The sequence below is a fragment of the Micromonospora sp. NPDC047557 genome, assembly GCF_043205095.1.
Classification (GTDB): Bacteria; Actinomycetota; Actinomycetes; order Mycobacteriales; family Micromonosporaceae; genus Micromonospora.
In genome coordinates this window covers 81,958-98,604 of sequence record NZ_JBIDDK010000008.1, presented here as the reverse complement: position 1 = coordinate 98,604, position 16,647 = coordinate 81,958, and the positions used below count along the sequence as shown (strand labels likewise).

The window sequence follows — 16,647 nt, the reverse complement described above, 5'->3', positions numbered from 1 at the left end:
CCCCATGCCACTGGACCTGCACTGGTTCCTGCCGACGCACGGAGACGGCCGTGACCTGGCCGAGCCCGCCCGCGGTGGCGGAAGCCGGCCGGCCCGGATCACCCGCCGCCCGCCGGACATCGGCTATCTGGCGCAGGTGGCGCGCGCCGCCGACCGGTTGGGTTTCGCCAGTGTGCTCACGCCCGCCGGGCTGTTCTGCGAGGACCCGTGGGTGGTGGCGTCCGCGCTGGCCGCGCAGACGCAACGGCTGAAGTTCATGATCGCGTTACGGCCAGGGCTCGCCTCACCCACGCTTGTCGCCCAGATGGCCGCGTCCCTGCAACGTGTCTCGGCGGGCCGGGTGCTGCTCAACATCGTGGCCGGCAGCGACCCGGACGAGCAGCGCCGCTACGGCGACTGGCTGGACCACGACGCCCGCTACGCCCGCGCCGAGGAGTTCCTCACCATCCTGAGTGGACTGTGGACCGGGCAGCCGGTCGACCACAGCGGCGAGCACTACCGGGTGAAGGCCGCCCTGCTGGCCCGGCCGCCGGCCACCGCTCCGGCCGTGTTCCTGGGCGGGTCCTCGCCGGCGGCGCAGCGGGCGGCCGCCCGGCACGCGGACGTGTACCTGGCCTGGGGTGAGACACCGGCCCAGCTCGGCGAGCTGCTGGGTCGGGCACGTGACCAGGCGGCCGAGGCCGGCCGCACGCTGCGCACCGGAAGTCGGCTCCACGTGATCACCAGGGACACCGCGCGGGAGGCGTGGGCCGAGGCGGACCGTCTCCTCGCCGGCGTCGACCAGGCGCGGATCGCCGCTGCTCGGCAGCGCTTCGCCCGTACCGACTCGGAGGGCCAGCGGCGGGCGGCGGCGCTGCACGCGGACGGCAACGCCCGGATGGAGGTGTACCCGAACGTCTGGGCGGGCTACTCCCTGATCCGGCCCGGTGCCGGCGCGGCGCTGGTGGGCAGCCACGAGCAGGTCGCGGAGCGGATCGCCGAGTACCACGCCGCCGGGGTGGACCATCTGATCCTGTCCGGGCAGCCGCACCTGGAGGAGGCGTACTGGTTCGGCGAGGGCGTGCTGCCGCTGCTGCGCCACGACGGCCTCCTGACGGGCGGGGCCGACGCGGACGACGGGGCCGGCACGCACGCCGGGGACGCCCGGCGGACCCCGGAGCTGGCGGTGGGCCGATGACCGGGCCGGTCGCGGAGCTGCCGATGACCGCGCTCATCGGCAACCCGAAGCCCCATTCCCGTACGCGGACCGTCGCGTTGGCCACCGCGGCGGCACTGCATTCCCGACTGACCCACGGCCCGACCCCCGTCGGAGCGCCGACGGTGATCGACCTGGCCGAGCTGACGGCCGAGCTGGTCGGTCAGGGCAGCCGGCCGGAGACGCTCGACGAGGTGCTGGAGGCGGTACGCCGACCAGGGCTGCTGCTGGTGGCCAGCCCCACGTTCAAGGCGGCGTACAGCGGCCTGCTGAAGCTCTTCGTCGACGTGCTGCCCCGGGGTGCGCTGACCGGGGTGGTGGCGGTGCCGTTGATGACCGCCGCCCGATCCGGTCACCGGCACGTCGTCGACACCTACCTGGGCGCCCTGCTGGCCGAGGTGGGCGCGTGCGTGCCCACGGCCGGCCTGTGCGTGCTCGAGCGCGAGTTCGACACGGCGGAGGTCGGCATCGAGCGCTGGCTGGACCGGGCGACGCCGGCAGTGGTGGACGCGCTGGCCGTGGTGCCCGGCGTGCCGGCCGAGCCCGGAGTCAGCCGGCGTTGACCTCGTCGTGCTTGCGGCGCATCCGGCTGATCCAGCCCTGTGCCGTGTGCACCGGAACGTCGAAGTGCTCGGCGACGCGGCTGATCGTGCCGACCTGCTCGTAGACCGCCTCCAGGTCCGCCGGGTCGGGCGCCCGGCGGTACGCGCGACCGGCCTTGAGTCGGCTGAGCCGGTCCGGTTCGCCGGGCCGACGTGCCGGTCGGGGCGGCTGCGGCCGGGGTGCGTTGGCGGTGGTCGCGGGGACCGGTCCGACCGTCACGGCCGGACGGGGAGCGGCCTCGGCGCGACTCCGGTCCCGGTCCTGCGGGGGGATGAAGGCGCGCAGCAGGGCGTCGAAGTCGACGTACGGCAGCTCGCCGGTCAGACCGGCGCTCTGCGGCGCGCGGACGGTGAGCTCCCGCACGACCGGGTGGCCGTTGCCGGTCTCCAGACGCACGACGGTCTGGGCCACCGGGCCGGTGATCTCCTCACCGTCGTCCTCCACGGGCACGATGGTGATGATGTATTGACTCACGACGATGCCTTTCCTGCGCATCTCCGGGCGAGCCAGTGCGGCTTCCGGCCCTCCGGTCAACCCTGTCGGGTTTGACCAGTGGTGGGAGACAAGATATCAGATTCCGGCCGGCAGAAGGCGAGATATCCGACACTCGCCACGGGACGCCTATCCTTCATCTCCGTTTTATTGTGGGCATCAGCGCTCAAATCGGGTCCTGCGGGTCGCAGACCCTCGATCCTCGACAGCGGATCGCGGTTCGACAGCCCGGGACACCAGCAACGCGGCCAGCCCGGCCCGCGACGACACCCCCGTCTTGCGGAAGATCCGGGTCAGGTGAGCCTCCACCGTCTTGACGGTCACGTACACCTGGTCCGCCGCCTCGGCGTTGCTCGCACCGGCCGCCACCAGCCGGGCGATGTCCCACTCCCGCCGCGTCAGGGTCAGCTCCCCACCCGCCGCCGCGGCCGGCAGACGGCCCGCGGCCCCGGCCGCGCGGCTCTGCTCGCCGGCCACCGAACGGCGCAGCGGCGGGGAGTCGACCAGCTCCGCGATGCGGCGGGTCTCGGCGAGTTCGACCTCCGCCGCCGACCACTCCCGGGCCTCACACAGAGCTCGCGCCCGCACCAACCGCGCCGACGCCTCCTCCAGCCTCCACCCCAGACTCGCGAAGGAGTCCGCCGCCCCGGCGGCCAGCTCGGCGGCGCAGCGCGGATCCGCCTCCAGGGTCAGCCGCGCCCGGGCCGTCCGGGTCAACGCGCTCTGCCCCCGCAGCCCCAGCCGCTCGGCGTACCCCTCCGCCACGTCCAACCAGCGCGCGGCCTCGTCGCACCGACCGGCCTTGTGGGCCATCTCGGCCAGGGCCGAGGCCCAGCAGGCCCGGTTGGTCACCTCGACCTGGTCGAGACCATCCCCGCCACAGGCGCGCAGCAACGTCGCCGCCGAGCCGGCGCGGTCCCCGGCGAGGAACCGCACCCGCACGGCAACGCGCTGACTCGCCCCGTCGTACCAGTTCTCCCGGCGGGTGCTGGCGTCCAGCACGGCGGTGTCCGCCAGGTGGCGGGCCGCCTTCGGGCCGCTGCGCCAGGCCACCGCGATGGCCCGGTACGCGCGCGCCAGCGCCACCATCGGGTCGATGCCCATGGCGACGGCCACCTCCTCGGCGTCCTCACCCTCGACCCGGGCCCGGTCCAGGCTGCCCAGTCGGGCGGTCACCGCGCAACGGCCGACCAGCAGCCAGGGAGTCAGCGCCACGAGACCCGCGCGGCAGCAGATGTCCAGCGCGCGGTCGAAGTGGTGCAGCGCCGAGCGCTCCCGCTCGTGGAAGTATTCGGCCCAGCCCAGCAGGGCCAGCAGGTCCGGGTGCCGGGCAAGGTCGGTGTCGGCGAAGGCGTCCACCTCGGACGACGCCCGGTCCAGCGTCTCGGGCGCCCGGATCCCACAGTCGGTGTACGCGGCCACGAACGACTGCACCACCGCCGCGGTGGTCGCGCAGACCGCCGAGCCGGTCCGCTCCGCCAGCAGGCTCAGACTCCGGGCGTGCTCGGCCGCGTCGGGCGCTGCGCACAGTGCGCCGGCGATCGCCGCCTCGACGGTCAGCAGGAACTGGGTGTGCGGCTCCACCCGCCCGTCCCGGTACGGCAGCAGCAGCGCGTACGCGTCGAACGGCCGGCCCAGCAGACGCTCCACCCGCGCCCGTGCGGCCACCGCCCGCAGCCGCTGGTCGCAGTCGGCGAGAGGGCGGCGGGTGAGTTCCTGTAACAGGGTGCGGGCCTGGCGCAGTTGACCCGCGCCGACCTGCGCGTCCGCCATCGCGAACTCCAGCCGCGTACGGCGTGGCTCGGTGACCTCGGCGGCGGGCAGCAGCCGCTGGACGTTGGTCAACCACCGGATCGCGTCGAGCCGGGGCACGAGACCGCTCTCCGCCGCCTCGATCAGCGCGTCGGCGGTCGCCGGTTCGGCGCACTGCCCGCTGGCCGACAAGTGTTCGGCGTACCGGGCGACCGGATGCCCGAGCTCACGCAGGACGCGGGCCGCCGTCGCGTGCAGGCGTCGCCGCCGGCCGGGGGACAACGCGCGGTACACCACGCTGCGGTCCACCTCGTGGCGGAACCGCAGGGTCGACGCCTCGGTGGGGTCGGTCCGCAGCAGGTCGGCGGCCACCAGCGCGTCGAGCAGGTCGCTGGTCACCTCGGGGCCGCGATCGGCGAGCGCCGCGGCCAGCGCCGGCTCGAACCCGTCCGGGCACACCGAGACGGCCTCCAGCATCTGCCGTTGCTCGTCGGTCAGCGCGTCGAGGTCGAGCTGCACCGCGCCGGTGACGTCGACGGGCAGCTCGGCGGGCAGGCCCCGCAGGGCGGCGACCGGGCCGTCCAGGGCGCCCGGGCGATAGGCGAGGACGTAGCGGGGGACGCCGCCGGAGAGCACGTGCACCCGCTGGGCGGCGCGTCCCTCCACCAGCCCGAGCAGCGCGGCGACGCTGGCCGGATCCAACGGCGTCAGGGTGACCGCCCGACGGCTCAGGTGGATGCCGGCGGCGAGCGCGGTGGTCACGCACGACGGCATTTGCCGCGGCCGGTACGCGGTGACCCACAGCAGACCCGGGGGCGGCGCCTGCGCGAGCCGACGCAGCAGCGTGGCCATCGCGGGTGACGCGCTGTGCAGGTCGTCCAGGAGCAGCAGCAGCGGCCCACCCGCGCGGACCGCCGCGGAGGGCTCATCCGTCAGCGCGGCGAGGGTCTGCCCGACCTGGTGGCCGTCGCGGCCTGCGGCGGCGAGCACCGGCACCCCGGCTCGTCGGGCTCGCGCGGCGACCTCGCGCAGCAGCCGCGTCTTGCCGGTGCCGGGATCACCCACGAACTCGATCATGGCGGGTTGGCCGTCGCGGACCCCGGCCAGGGCGCGGTCGAACAGGTCGAGCGCGCAGTTGCGTCCGACCAGGGGGTCGAGAGGGTCGCCCGACGGCGGCGGGGCGAACTCCTCCTCGCTGATGTTCATCGGCACCCCACGACGGGCGCCCTCGGGGGGTCCAGTGGCGTACGCCAGCGGTCGGTCGTGGTCGGACTCGGCCCGGCGGCGGCCCGACGGCCAGGTCGGACGCGAAAATGCGGCGAGTGTTGGCCCAGCTTCAACTGCCACCCCCAGGATCTGTCCCGTTCGGGCCTCTCGGCGTGCCCGATGCCAGCGGTGCCAATTGCCGGCGCTCGGGCGAGCGGCAGGTGCAACTCTAGGTCCGCGTGACAAGAACTGCGATCGCGGGACCGGTTGGTCCTATTGCCGAAGAGAGCAAATGTTGCTGCCCAAAAACCGAAATAGCGGACTTGGTTCTTGACACAGCGCACACCGGCGGTTGCGTTGAGTTCACGACAATGTGGGGTTTCCCCTACTGTCGCATCGTTCCCCGTCGCTTAATGTCGACCCCGGCGGTGCGACGCCTTCTGGGGGGACTTCGGATGACCGTTCATTATCGATCCTATCTGGACAATTCGTCAGATGCGGAGGTGATGCTGAGCGAGCCGGAACGATGGCACGCATTTCAGTGTCTTTTGCCGCCGCGCGCCGCGGTGGCCGACGCGTTCCTCACCCGGGGCATCAGTCCGCTGCTGCACGGCCTGCAGGCTGCCGGTGAGCTGTCCGCCTGGTCGTTCACCCGACAGTCGCCACGAGTGGTCTGTCTGCACCTGCTCGGCAGCGCGCCGCGACTGCTGGCGGCCCGACTGGCGGGGCTCTGCATGGCGGTCGGGGCGGAGGGGCCCGTGCACGTGCCGCACCTCGCCGCTCCGCCAGCGCGCGATCCACGGCTGGTCGACGTGGCGGTCGACCTGATCGGGATGACCCCGGGGCGGCAGGCCCGCCTCGGCGCCGCCGTGGACCTGGCGATGGTGGCGGCCATGCGCAACTGCCCCGCCCTGCGGGGCGACAGCGAGCTCGTCACGTCCGAGGCGGTGACCGCCCTGCCGAGCGTCCGCTGGCAGCGGATCACCGCCGCGCTCAAGACCGAACGCCACCCGCTGACCTGCTGGGCGCACCTGCTGGAGGCGTTCCGTCGTGCACCGGGATACGAGGGCAGGATGACGTTCGACCTGGTCCACCTGCTGCACAATCAGCTCGGGCTCAGCACCCGTGACGAGCAGCGGGTGCACGCCGACCTGATCCGTTCGCTGTCCCGGCGTCGGGCCGGAGCGCGGCGGTCGCCCCGCTCACACCTGAGCGTCCAGCATCCCGGGCCGGTCCGTCCCAAGAGGTGAATGGCGCTGAGGTGCGCGGTGTTCCGGCGCGGGGGGCGTACGCCGGAACACCGCGGGTGGAAACTCAGCGGGTCAGCCACTCCCGGTAGGACGTCGGCGCGAGCACCGCGCCTTCCTTGGCGATCAGCGCGTCGCCGGGAGCGGCCGCGAACATGCCGGCGGTGTCGTCGGTGGTGACGGTGCGCTGGTCGCCGTGTGCGGCGAGGGTGATCCGGCCCAGTTCGTCGAGCGCGAACACGTCGGGGCCGGCGACGTTGCGGACGCCCCGCAGGGGGGCGCCCACGCTGACGTCGGCGACTGCCTGGGCCACGTCGGCCGCGGCCATCGGCTGCACGGGGGTGCTGGGCAGGCGGACGCCGTTGTCGTCGGCGGTCCAGGAGATGACCGCGTCGATGAACTCGAAGAACTGGGTGGCGCGGACGATCGAGTACGGCACCTTGCTGGCCTTGAGGATGTCCTCCTGGAGCACCTTCGCGCGGTAGTAGGCCAGGTCGGGCACCTGGTCGACGCCGACGATGGACAGGACCACCGCGTGGCCGACGCCGGCCCGCTCGGCGGCGGTCAGCAGGTTGTCCATCGTCGTCTGGAAGAAGGCGGGGGAGGCGTCGTCGAAGGTCGGCGAGTTGGTCAGGTTGACGACGACGTCGGCGTCCTTGAGCGCCTCGGGCAGACCCTGCCCGGTGAGGAGGTCGACTCCGGTCGACTGCGAGTGCGGCACCGCGTCGTGCCCGGCCGCCTGCAGGATCCGGACGACCTGGGACCCGATGAGACCCGTCCCGCCCATCACGGCGATCTTCATGTCCGTTCCACCTTCCCTGTCTGTTTTGTCCGCCGTGCCGCTGGGGCACTTAACTCGGACTCCCTATGTCCGAGAACTATACTCGGATATGAGAGATCCGAGTATCGGGGTGGTTAGGGTGAGGCGATGAAGATGTCCGGCGGGGTGGAGTGGGCGCTGCACTGCTGCGTCGTGCTCACGGCCAGCAGCAGGCCCGTCCCGGCGGCCCGGCTCGCGGAACTGCACGACGTGTCCGGCAGCTACCTCGCCAAACAGCTCCAGTCGCTGGCCCGCGCCGGGCTCATTCACTCCGTGCAGGGCAAGTCGGGCGGCTACGCGTTGACCCGACCTCCGGAGAGCATCAGCCTGCTCGACGTGGTCCACGCCGTCGACGGGCCAGGCCCCGCCTTCGTCTGCACCGAGATCCGCCAGCGCGGCCCGCTGGCCACCCCGCCCGAGGCCTGCACCCGCGCCTGTCCCATCGCCCGCGCCATGGCGACGGCGGAGAAGGCGTGGCGCGAGGCCCTGGCCGCGATCACGATCGCCGACCTCGCCCGCGACGTGGGCGTCGACTCCGGTCCCGAGGCCCTGGCCGGCGTCAGTGCCTGGCTCACCGGCGACAGCACCGGCTGACCGCGCTCAGCCGGTGTGGCGTACCTCGGTGTCCCAGATCTGCGCCCACGGACGCCGCAGCCCCCGGCACACGAGGATCGGGCCGCCGTTCTCGTCGTTGTCCACCTCGACCCGCTGGTCCACCCGCCCGGCGGGCGCGCACTCCTGGAACCAGGCGTTCAGCGCGTCGGGGCGCTCCCAGCCGACGACGATCGCCACATCCGCGTCGGCGGGTGGCTGGCCGAAATCCACCATGCTGTTGTGCCCGGAGTACGCCCGGGGGAGCCCACGGGTCGGCCCATAGCGGGCGATCGCCCCGGCCTCTCCGTAGTTGCCGGTGAGGATGACCGCCCGCGACCGTTCCTGCGGCGGCAGGCCACGATGGACGGTGGCCACCGAGTCGGCGAACTCCGGCCAGCCGATGGTCTCGCCAGCGTCGTAGTTGACGTCGACCACGAAGCTGGGCAGCCGATCGGCGGGCAGCACCGGCAGCAACAGCACGATGGTGGGCAGCAGGAACGGCACCGCGCCCACCGCGAGCACCCCCCGCCGCAGCCACGCCGACCCGCGCGAGGCCCAGGCGGCGGTCACCACCGCGCCCGCGGCGGTGAGCACGAGCAGCAGAGGCGCGTCGTAGTAGCCCTTGCCGCCGGCCACCAAGACGATGCCGACCACGACCACCCAGGCCCACCCCACAGCCCGGTACGCCCGCCACGCCGGGCGGCGCAGCAGCGCGACGAGGCCGGCGATCCAGATCGGCACGGCGTACGGGCTGATGATGACGAACTGCAGGGTGAGCGCGTCGAGGCGACCGCTGTAGGAACTGTCGCCGCCGGAGATGGAAGCCGCCACACCGAGCTGCGGAAAGCCGTGCGCGGCCTGCCAGATCAGGTTCGGCGCGGCCAGCAGCACGGCGATCCCGGCGGCGGCGAGCACCCACCTGTCGCGCAGCAGCCGGCGCGGCCCCGCGATCACCACCCCGGCGAGCAGACCCACGGCCAGCAACGCGGGCAGCAGCTTGTTGAGCATGCCCACGCCGAGTACCAGCCCGAGCGCGAGCGCCCACCGGGTGTCCCCGGTGCGCAGCAGCCGCACCGCGCACCACGCCAGGCCGAGCCAGACCAGCAGGTCGACGGTCGTGGTGCTGAGCAGGTGACCGCCGGCGAGCACGATGCCGGACAGCGCGGCCAGCACCGCGGCGAAGGTCTGCCCGCCCCGGCCACCGCCCAGCTCGCGGGCGATGGCGGCGACCAGCAGGACCGCGGCGCCGGCCAGCAGCGCCGACGGCGTCCGCAGCACCACCAGGTTGCCCGGCGCGATCGTGTCCAGAAGTCGGGCCAGCGCCGGGACGAGCGGGCCCTGGTCGACGTAGCCCCAGGCCAGGTGCCGGCCGCAGAGCAGGAAGTACAGCTCGTCGCGGTGATAGCCGTAGCGGCCGGCGAGCAGCAGCAACGTCACGCTGGTCGCGGCGGCGACCAGCCACGGGCCGAGCGCACGAGGACCGGGCTGCGGCAGCTCGGCCGGCGCGGACGACCGCGCCGGCAGGTGCGGTCGATCGGTGTCGATGGCGGGCTCGCTCACCGACCCATCATCGCCCGCGAAGCGGCCGCGTGGGTGCCCCCGCGCCCGCGGATGCAGGTGGTCTGACCAGGTGCGAAGATCAGCTTCGTAACTCGGACCGAGAGGACGACATGCGATACCGCACTCTGGGCGCCACCGGCACGGTGGTGTCGACCCTGTGTCTGGGCACGATGACCTTCGGCGCGGAGACCGACGAGGAGGGCAGCTTCGCCCAGCTCGACCGGTTCGTCGAGGCCGGCGGCACCTTCCTCGACACCGCCGACGTCTACTCCACCGGCGTCTCCGAGGAGATCGTCGGTCGCTGGCTGCGCTCCCGCCCCGACCTGCGCGACCGCCTCGTCATCGCCACCAAGGGCCGGTTCCCGATGGGCCCCGGGGCGAACGACGCCGGCCTGTCCCGCGTGCACCTCACCCGGGCCCTGGACGCCAGCCTCCGGCGGCTCGGGGTCGAGGCCGTCGACCTCTATCAGGCGCACGCGTGGGATCCGCTGACCCCGCTGCCGGAGACGCTGCGGTTCTTCGACGACGCGGTCCGCGCCGGCAAGATCCGCTACGCGGGAGTCAGCAACTTCACCGGTTGGCAGTTGCAGAAGGCCGCCCTGCTCACCCAGCACCTCAACCTCACCCCGATCGTGACCCTCCAGCCGCAGTACAACCTGCTGGCCCGGGAGATCGAGTTCGAGCTGGTGCCGGTCTGCGAGAACGAGGGCATCGGCATCCTGCCGTGGTCGCCGCTGGGCGGCGGCTGGCTGACCGGCAAGTACCAGCGCGACACCACGCCCACCGGCGCCACCCGGCTCGGCGAGAACCCGCAGCGCGGCGTCGAGGCGTACGCGGGTCGCAACGCCGACGAGCGCACCTGGCGGGTGCTCGACGCGGTCCGCCAGGTCGCCGGGGAACACGGCGCTTCCATGTCGGCGGTGTCGCTGGCCTGGCTGGCGGCCCGACCGGCGGTCACCTCGGTGATCCTCGGCGCGCGGACCACCGAGCAGCTCGACGACAACCTGACCGCCGCCGACCTGGTCCTCGACGCCGAGCAGATGCGGCTGCTGGACGAGGCGAGCGCCCCGCTGGTGGGCGACTACCCGTACGGCGGCGCGGGTGTACGCCAGCGTGGCCGCGACCTGCCGACCGGCTCATGACGGCGTTCCCCGAACCCACCACCCCGGCCGGCAGCCGCACCGAGGTCTTCCTGCGCTACCTGGACTACTTCCGGGAGTCCATGGTGGCCAAGGTGTCGGCGCTTGACGAGTCGGAGTTGCGCAGCAGCCGGCTGCCGTCCGGGTGGACGCCATTGGAGCTGCTCACGCACCTGCGCCACGTCGAGCGGCGCTGGATCGAGTGGGGCTTTCAGGGCCGGGACGTCGCCGAGCCGTGGGGCGACCGTCGGGGCGACCGCTGGTACGTCGCTCCCGAGGAGACCCGCGGCGACCTGGTGGCGGCGCTGCGCGCGCAGGGCGCGCACACGACCGCCGTGGTCTCGGCGCACGACCTGGCCGAGATCGGCGCGCCGGGCCCGCGCTGGAACGGCGCGGACCCGGCGTCGCTGGAACGGGTGCTGTTCCACCTGGTGCAGGAGTACGCCCGCCACCTCGGCCACCTCGACGTGGTGGCCGAGCTGGCGGGCGGCCCGACGGGAGAGTGAGGCCGCCTGCTCGATAATGGGCCGATGCCGCTGCTCGTCACGCCCGCACTGCCCGCCGGAAGCCTTGCCGCCCAGGAACAACCCCACCTTCCGGTACGCCCCGGGCTGGCGCTGCGGCCGTGGCGCGACGAGGACGCCCCGCTCGTGCGCACCGCGTTCGGCTGCCCGGCGATCCAGCGGTGGCACGTGCTCCGGCTCGACGACGACGCCGAGGCGCGGGCGTGGACGGCACAGTGGACCGGCCGGTGGCGTGCCGAGACGGCCGCCAGTTGGGCGATCGTCGAGGACGACGACCGGCCGGTCGGCCAGGTGGGACTGCGAGACGTGCTGCTGACCGAGGGGTCGGCGCAGATGTCGTACTGGCTGCTGCCCGCCGCCCGTGGTCGCGGGATCGCCACCGAGGCGCTCGGGGCGCTGACGCAGTGGAGCTTCACCCGGGCCGGGTTGCACCGGCTGGCCCTGAACCACTCGACGGCCAACGCGGCGTCGTGCCGGGTCGCCACGAGGGCCGGCTTCCCCGTGGAGGGCGTGGCGCGCGGGTCGCTGCGGCACGCCGACGGCTGGCACGACATGCACCAGCACGCGCGACTGTGCACCGACGGGCCTCCTGCGAGCGATCCGTGAGTTTCGGCATCGAGGCCGGGACCACGCGAACAATTCTCTGCGCCGGACGTCGGCCTCGTCGATCATGAGCAGGTGACAGGCGCCGAGAGCTACGTGCTGGCCGGGTTCGTCGCGGGCTTTCGGTGGATGCCCGGCAGGAAGGACTGGTCCGCCGACCTACCGCGCGCCGTGCCCACTGTCAGCGACTGCCTCGCCGACTTCCTCCCCGCCGACCAGGACATCGAGCCGTGGCAACAGCCTCTGTTCGCGCCCTGGCACCGGTCCTTGCGCCAGGCCGCCAACGCCGTCCGGCACGCGCCTCCGGATCCCCGCACCGTTCACGTGCTGAGCATGAGCGTGCCGACGACAGCGGTCGCCGAGCTGATGACCGTTCTCGAGGAGTGGATCGACGACCTCCCGCATCCGATCCGGATGAACCTCACGCAACCCACGGCCGCCCCACTCGGCACGACGCACGGATTCGAGGTGCTCGGCTTCATCGGCGGCCGCTTCCACAGTTGGCTCTGCTATCGCCTGGACACCCAGGCCCTCGCCAAGCTCGGCATCCGGCCGGGAAGCGCTGCGCTGCTGACCACCCTCGACGACGCGCAGCGGGTCGCCGACATGGCCAACAACAACCGCGGCGCCCACGACGGCACCCCCTTGGACATCATCTGGTTTCCCGCACTCATCACCGAGCACGACGTCGATGAGGACATCCGTGGTTAAGGCCGCCCGGTGGCCGTGAACCCACATCTGATCAGCGGGCCTGTGCCCAGCCGACGAAACGCGGGGTCAGGTCGGGCAGCGCCACGCCGGGGTTGAGCGCGGTGAGGTCGGCTTCGGCCTCCTGCTGCACCGTCGCCAGGTGACTCAACAGGCCGGGCCGATCCTCGCGGTACTCGCCGAGCAGGCGCAGCTTCGCGGTCGAGCACGGCCACAGGATCCCGCAGACCGGGCAGCGCCACGACGGGCGCAACGGGGAGTGCGTCGACTTCCTGGCCTTTCCTTCGGTGTGTGGCACGGGTCTTCCTCCTGGGTCGGCTGCTGGAAGCGGGGCCGCTTCTGGTCGCGGAAGCGGCCCCGCTGCGAACGCGTCCGCCGGGTTCGGGTCCCTGCCGGCCGCGCCGTCGATACCCCACTTTGCCGGGAGTCTCTGGACAACCACACAGCGTTACGTAATCTCCTTGGCGCAGCACTTTTGCCCCAGGGAAGGGACGGCATGAATCACGCCTTTGTCGCAGCGCTCGCGGAAGCGGGTCACACCGCCGAGAGCCTCGCCGACCGGATCGGTGTGCACCCGAAGACCGTCGCCCGGTGGGCGAACCCGGGCCACGTTCCCCAGAGTCGACACCGCGCGACAGTCGCGGAGCTGCTGGCGCGCGACGCCGAGGCACTGTGGCCGGACGCCCTCCGTCGCCGGGAGCCGGTGTGGTTCCGACCGTGGGTCGACCTCGAACGCGAGGCGCTGACGCTGCGGTCGTTCCAGTTGGCGTGGGTGCCGGGTCTACTCCAGACCGAGGCGTACGCCCGGGCGACCCTGGCCGGCGGGGTCCTGACGCCGGACGCGGTCGACGAGTTCACCGGGGCGCGGATCAGCCGGCAGTCGATTCTCGACCGCGAGGGCGACGGGCCGCTGCTCATCGCTCTGCTCGACGAGGGGGTGCTGCGCCGGCGTGTCGGCGACGACCGGGCGTTGATGGCCGCGCAGCTCACGCACCTGCTCGGGTACGTCGAGACGGACACCGTCCAGCTTCAGATCGTGCCGGCGGACGCACCCAGCTACCCCGGGCTCGACGGGCCGTTCACCATCGCCGACCTGCCGGACGGCTCGCGGGTCGCGCACGTCGACAGCGCCGCGCAGGCGCAGATCCTCGACCAGACATCGGAGCTTGTTAGCCTGGAGCGGCGGTGGGAGCGTATTCGCGGCGAGGCGCTGCCCCGGGGGCGTTCCCTGGACCTTCTCAGAGAAGCGGCGGCATCATGGACCTGACCGACGCGCGGTGGCGCAAGAGCACGAAGAGCGGCGGCAACGGCGGTGACTGCGTCGAGGTCGCCGACAACCTCCCGGGCGTGGTCCTCGTGCGGGACACGAAGGATCGCGACGGCGCGACGCTCACGTTCAGCCCGCAGTCGTGGCGCAGCTTCGTCGCCATGGCACGCGACGCCCGCTGACCGTCCACGTCGCCCGACCTGGTCAGCGCACGCCGGCCGGTTCGGCCGGTTGCGGTTGTGAGGCGGCCGGCCAGGCGAGCCGGCGTACGCCCGGCACGAGCGCGGTGCCGGCGCAGGAGGCGAGGACCAGCAGGCCGGCGACCGCCAGGGGTACGGGCGCACCGAACGCGTCGGCGGCCAACGGCGCCAGCGCGTAGCCCAGCGGCATCGCGGCCAGCGACACCAGCCAGTCGTACGAGGTGACCCGGGCCAGGACCTCCGGTGCGAAGTGGTGCTGCACGACGGTCTCCCAGACCGGGTTGAGGTAGCCGAGGGCGGTCAGCGCCACGGCGTACGTGACGATCACGGCCGGGGCGGGCGCGGCGACGGCGAGCAGGAACAGCGGCGCGGCGTAGCTGGCGAGCCCGAGGTTGGCCAGCAGCACCGGCCGGCGGAGCCGGACCCGCCCGGCCAGCAGCGAGCCGGTGAGCATGCCGATCGCGCCGGCCTGCAACAGCAGCACCCACGTCGCCTCCCCGCCGAGGCGGTTGATGGCGACGGCCGGGCCGAGGGTCATCAGCACGGCTGCGGCGCCGTTCCAGACGCCGTGCCCGAGCAGGCTGGTCCAGAACCAGTCGCGGGCGCGCACCTCGCCGAAGCCGTGCCGCAGGTCGGCGAGGACCGAGCGACGCGGCACCGGCACGTGTCGGACCCGGACCAGCGCGAGCAGGGCGGCGCTGAGTGCGAACGACGCGCTGTCGATCACGAACGCCCAGCCGGGCCCGGCGGCCCAGATCAGCGCGCCGGCCAACGCCGGGCCGAGCAGCCGACTGGCGTTGGCGGTGACTCCCATCAGGGCGTTGGCCCGTTGCCGGTCGGCCGGCGCGACGGTGCCGGCGACCAGGGGAGACGCGGTCGGGATGGCGAACGCCGACGCGGTGCCGCCGAGCGCGGAGGCCACCACGACGGTGGTCAGCGACACCTCGCCGCCGAGCAACTCGACGCCGATCGCGAGTTGGGTCGCGCAGCGGACCAGGTCGGTCAGCAGGGCGACGCGGCGAGCGGCGAACCGGTCGGCGACAACGCCGCCGAGGGGCAGCAGGACCAGCCGGGGCACCATCGCCGCGGCGAGGACGACGGCCAACGCCCCGGTGGAGCCGGTGGCCCGCAGGACGGCCAGCGCGAGCGCGGCGGGCACCACCGCGTCCCCGACGGCCGAGACGGTACGGCCGAGGAACAGCAGCCGGAAGGAGCGGATGCGCAGGGGATGAGCCATGCCAGGAATCTACTTCGACACCGAACCTTTCGGCAATGAATATTTCGCTGGTGAGCTAAGCTGGCGATCGTGACCGACACTCCGGACGCCGTCGACCGGCACATCGAGCGGTGGCTGCCCGTGGTGCCCGACCTCGACGCGGACGTCGAGGGCACGGTCGTCCGGATGATCCGCGTGACCCGGCACCTGCGGGCGGTCAAGGAACGGGCCCTGGCCGACTTCGACCTGCCCGCGCACGAGTACGACACCCTGCACGCCCTGGCCGGCCGGCGCGGCCGGGCGGCTCCCTCGGACCTCGCCGCGGACCTGTCCGTGGCACCCGCCTCGATCACCGCGCGCGTCGACACCCTGCTCCGACGAGGCTTCGTGCGCCGGATACCGTCCACCGTCGACCGCCGTCGGGTGGACGTGGAGCTCACCGACGCGGGCGAGGCCGCGTGGCGCGCGGCGATGGAGGTCCAGGGCGCCGAGGAGCACCGGCTGCTCGGCGCGCTGACCCCGGCCGAACGGCGACTGCTCTCCGACCTGCTGCGCCGGGTGCTGCGCGTCGCCGAGCAACCGTAGCCGCTCCTACTCCTCTGGCTCCCAGGCGATCAGCTGGTCGAAGACGCGCCGGTCGCCCTCGACCTGCAGCGAGTCCATCTGGATGCGGCCGTAGCAGAACATGACCAGCTCACTTGCCGTACCCCGGGCCGAGACATAGGCCGTCTCCGGGCCCACGTCGGCGACCGGCGCGACGAGCCGGGCGGTCCGTGCGCCATCGGCGGAGAACCAGATCCGCCAGGAACGGCCCTCGGTGGCGTGGTAGTCGACGATTGCGGGCGCGTGCGGCCACGTGGCCGTCGTCGCGACGCAGGTGGTCAGGAACTCGTCGACACCGTCGAGGGCCACCTCGTCCGGTAGCGGCTGCGAGGCGCCCACGGCGACCTGGGCGTCATAGGTGTGCACGGCGACCTGCTGGAGCTGGTGGCGGGCAACGGCACCGGCGGTCTGCGGCGCCTGCGATGAACCCCACCACGTCCAGCAACCACGATCCGGGCCGGCTTCTCGCAATGCGGCCAGCAGCTCTGCCGTCGACGCGGCGAACCAGGCCAGCAGGGCCTCGCGCTCGCGGGGCGGCGCCGGGGTGGAGATGGCCGGCGGGGCGTCGGCGGGCCCCGCGGCCACGATTGCCGCCCACCTGAAGCGTCCCTCGCCCAGGTGCTGCACCAGGTCGAACAGCGTCCACTCGGGACAGGTCGGCACCCGTACGTCGAGGCTGGGCGCCGCGGCGACCGCCGCCCGGAAGGCGGTGGACCGCTCGTCCATCAGCCGTAACAGGTTGGCGAACTCCAGGGTCTCTTCCACCGCGGCTTTGTACCACCGCCCCTCGACAACCGACAGCGGTTTTCCGCGCCCCCGACGGCGAGGCCACCCGGAAATCCGTTGCCCGGCAGCCACGGGTTGACCATGCTGACGGGCATGGATCAGTGACCAGTGGCGCACGTGCGCGATGAGGAC

The 16,647-nt window shown here is 73.1% G+C and carries 18 protein-coding genes; 11 read left to right on the top strand and 7 right to left on the bottom strand.

Going from position 1 to position 16,647, the window contains the following annotated elements:
* Positions 1–4: 4 nt before the first annotated feature.
* Positions 5–1,177, top strand: coding sequence for an LLM class flavin-dependent oxidoreductase (locus ACGGAQ_RS19935; RefSeq protein WP_393051306.1), 1,173 nt, complete (start codon positions 5–7; stop codon positions 1,175–1,177).
* Complete coding sequence (locus ACGGAQ_RS19930) at positions 1,174–1,758, top strand: NAD(P)H-dependent oxidoreductase (RefSeq protein WP_393051304.1); 585 nt, start codon at positions 1,174–1,176, stop codon at positions 1,756–1,758. The genes ACGGAQ_RS19935 and ACGGAQ_RS19930 overlap by 4 nt, the downstream gene beginning before the upstream one ends.
* On the opposite strand, the gene ACGGAQ_RS19925 is transcribed toward ACGGAQ_RS19930, so the two are convergent.
* Complete coding sequence (locus tag ACGGAQ_RS19925; protein WP_393051302.1) at positions 1,745–2,272, bottom strand: hypothetical protein; 528 nt, start codon at positions 2,270–2,272, stop codon at positions 1,745–1,747. The two genes, ACGGAQ_RS19930 and ACGGAQ_RS19925, sit on opposite strands and share 14 nt — an antisense overlap.
* 177 nt (positions 2,273–2,449) lie before the next feature.
* Positions 2,450–5,248 (bottom strand): LuxR C-terminal-related transcriptional regulator, encoded by a 2,799-nt coding sequence (locus ACGGAQ_RS19920; RefSeq protein ID WP_393051300.1) that lies wholly within the window; start codon positions 5,246–5,248, stop codon positions 2,450–2,452.
* Between the two features lie 566 nt (positions 5,249–5,814).
* Here ACGGAQ_RS19920 and ACGGAQ_RS19915 point away from each other — a divergent pair.
* A complete protein-coding gene (locus tag ACGGAQ_RS19915) occupies positions 5,815–6,498 on the top strand; it encodes a hypothetical protein (RefSeq protein ID WP_393051298.1) in 684 nt (227 codons plus the stop codon).
* A 64-nt stretch (positions 6,499–6,562) separates the two neighbouring features.
* Here ACGGAQ_RS19915 and ACGGAQ_RS19910 read toward each other — a convergent pair whose 3' ends face one another.
* A complete protein-coding gene (locus ACGGAQ_RS19910; protein WP_393051296.1) occupies positions 6,563–7,297 on the bottom strand; it encodes an SDR family oxidoreductase in 735 nt (244 codons plus the stop codon).
* A 126-nt stretch (positions 7,298–7,423) separates the two neighbouring features.
* On the opposite strand from ACGGAQ_RS19910, the gene ACGGAQ_RS19905 reads away from it, so the two are divergent.
* Positions 7,424–7,909: an RrF2 family transcriptional regulator gene (locus ACGGAQ_RS19905; protein WP_393051294.1), complete on the top strand. Its 486-nt coding sequence runs from the start codon at positions 7,424–7,426 to the stop codon at positions 7,907–7,909.
* A 6-nt stretch (positions 7,910–7,915) separates the two neighbouring features.
* Here the strand turns inward: ACGGAQ_RS19905 and ACGGAQ_RS19900 are convergent, their stop codons facing one another.
* Entirely contained in the window at positions 7,916–9,469 is a 1,554-nt protein-coding gene (locus ACGGAQ_RS19900) for a glycosyltransferase family 39 protein (protein WP_393051292.1), read from the bottom strand.
* 110 nt (positions 9,470–9,579) lie between these two features.
* On the opposite strand from ACGGAQ_RS19900, the gene ACGGAQ_RS19895 reads away from it, so the two are divergent.
* From ACGGAQ_RS19895 to ACGGAQ_RS19880, 4 genes are all read left to right on the top strand, one after another.
* On the top strand, positions 9,580–10,611 hold the full coding sequence (locus tag ACGGAQ_RS19895) for an aldo/keto reductase (protein ID WP_393051290.1): 1,032 nt from the start codon (positions 9,580–9,582) through the stop codon (positions 10,609–10,611).
* Entirely contained in the window at positions 10,608–11,114 is a 507-nt protein-coding gene (locus ACGGAQ_RS19890; protein ID WP_393051288.1) for a DinB family protein, read from the top strand. Before ACGGAQ_RS19895 ends, ACGGAQ_RS19890 begins: the two co-directional genes overlap by 4 nt.
* A gap of 24 nt (positions 11,115–11,138) precedes the next feature.
* Entirely contained in the window at positions 11,139–11,738 is a 600-nt protein-coding gene (locus ACGGAQ_RS19885) for a GNAT family N-acetyltransferase (RefSeq protein ID WP_393051286.1), read from the top strand.
* 72 nt (positions 11,739–11,810) lie between these two features.
* Positions 11,811–12,446 carry a hypothetical protein gene (locus ACGGAQ_RS19880; protein WP_393051284.1) on the top strand — a complete coding sequence of 212 codons (636 nt, stop codon included), beginning with the start codon at positions 11,811–11,813 and terminating at the stop codon, positions 12,444–12,446.
* 31 nt (positions 12,447–12,477) lie between these two features.
* Here the strand turns inward: ACGGAQ_RS19880 and ACGGAQ_RS19875 are convergent, their stop codons facing one another.
* On the bottom strand, positions 12,478–12,741 hold the full coding sequence (locus ACGGAQ_RS19875; RefSeq protein ID WP_393051282.1) for a flavin reductase: 264 nt from the start codon (positions 12,739–12,741) through the stop codon (positions 12,478–12,480).
* A gap of 198 nt (positions 12,742–12,939) precedes the next feature.
* Between ACGGAQ_RS19875 and ACGGAQ_RS19870 the strand changes: the two genes are divergently transcribed.
* Both ACGGAQ_RS19870 and ACGGAQ_RS19865 read left to right on the top strand, forming a co-directional pair.
* Positions 12,940–13,710, top strand: coding sequence for a Scr1 family TA system antitoxin-like transcriptional regulator (locus ACGGAQ_RS19870; RefSeq protein ID WP_393051280.1), 771 nt, complete (start codon positions 12,940–12,942; stop codon positions 13,708–13,710).
* Positions 13,701–13,892 carry a DUF397 domain-containing protein gene (locus tag ACGGAQ_RS19865; RefSeq protein ID WP_354855266.1) on the top strand — a complete coding sequence of 64 codons (192 nt, stop codon included), beginning with the start codon at positions 13,701–13,703 and terminating at the stop codon, positions 13,890–13,892. Before ACGGAQ_RS19870 ends, ACGGAQ_RS19865 begins: the two co-directional genes overlap by 10 nt.
* Before the next feature lie 22 nt (positions 13,893–13,914).
* Here the strand turns inward: ACGGAQ_RS19865 and ACGGAQ_RS19860 are convergent, their stop codons facing one another.
* Positions 13,915–15,147 carry an MFS transporter gene (locus ACGGAQ_RS19860; protein ID WP_393051278.1) on the bottom strand — a complete coding sequence of 411 codons (1,233 nt, stop codon included), beginning with the start codon at positions 15,145–15,147 and terminating at the stop codon, positions 13,915–13,917.
* Positions 15,148–15,216: 69 nt separating this feature from the next.
* Here ACGGAQ_RS19860 and ACGGAQ_RS19855 point away from each other — a divergent pair, with 69 nt between their 5' ends.
* Positions 15,217–15,711 carry a MarR family winged helix-turn-helix transcriptional regulator gene (locus ACGGAQ_RS19855; protein WP_393051276.1) on the top strand — a complete coding sequence of 165 codons (495 nt, stop codon included), beginning with the start codon at positions 15,217–15,219 and terminating at the stop codon, positions 15,709–15,711.
* A 6-nt stretch (positions 15,712–15,717) separates the two neighbouring features.
* Here ACGGAQ_RS19855 and ACGGAQ_RS19850 read toward each other — a convergent pair whose 3' ends face one another.
* Entirely contained in the window at positions 15,718–16,494 is a 777-nt protein-coding gene (locus ACGGAQ_RS19850; protein ID WP_393051274.1) for a maleylpyruvate isomerase family mycothiol-dependent enzyme, read from the bottom strand.
* Positions 16,495–16,647 lie beyond the last annotated feature (153 nt).

Bases quoted from the DNA above. Each gene is read 5' to 3' on its own strand.
- ACGGAQ_RS19905 (WP_393051294.1), top strand. From the start codon at position 7,424: ATGAAGATGTCCGGCGGGGTGGAGTGGGCGCTGCACTGCTGCGTCGTG.
- ACGGAQ_RS19930 (WP_393051304.1), top strand. From the start codon at position 1,174: ATGACCGGGCCGGTCGCGGAGCTGCCGATGACCGCGCTCATCGGCAAC.
- ACGGAQ_RS19860 (WP_393051278.1), bottom strand. From the start codon at position 15,147: ATGGCTCATCCCCTGCGCATCCGCTCCTTCCGGCTGCTGTTCCTCGGC.
- ACGGAQ_RS19865 (WP_354855266.1), top strand. From the start codon at position 13,701: ATGGACCTGACCGACGCGCGGTGGCGCAAGAGCACGAAGAGCGGCGGC.
- ACGGAQ_RS19870 (WP_393051280.1), top strand. From the start codon at position 12,940: ATGAATCACGCCTTTGTCGCAGCGCTCGCGGAAGCGGGTCACACCGCC.
- ACGGAQ_RS19895 (WP_393051290.1), top strand. From the start codon at position 9,580: ATGCGATACCGCACTCTGGGCGCCACCGGCACGGTGGTGTCGACCCTG.
- ACGGAQ_RS19885 (WP_393051286.1), top strand. From the start codon at position 11,139: ATGCCGCTGCTCGTCACGCCCGCACTGCCCGCCGGAAGCCTTGCCGCC.
- ACGGAQ_RS19910 (WP_393051296.1), bottom strand. From the start codon at position 7,297: ATGAAGATCGCCGTGATGGGCGGGACGGGTCTCATCGGGTCCCAGGTC.
- ACGGAQ_RS19920 (WP_393051300.1), bottom strand. From the start codon at position 5,248: ATGAACATCAGCGAGGAGGAGTTCGCCCCGCCGCCGTCGGGCGACCCT.
- ACGGAQ_RS19935 (WP_393051306.1), top strand. From the start codon at position 5: ATGCCACTGGACCTGCACTGGTTCCTGCCGACGCACGGAGACGGCCGT.
- ACGGAQ_RS19890 (WP_393051288.1), top strand. From the start codon at position 10,608: ATGACGGCGTTCCCCGAACCCACCACCCCGGCCGGCAGCCGCACCGAG.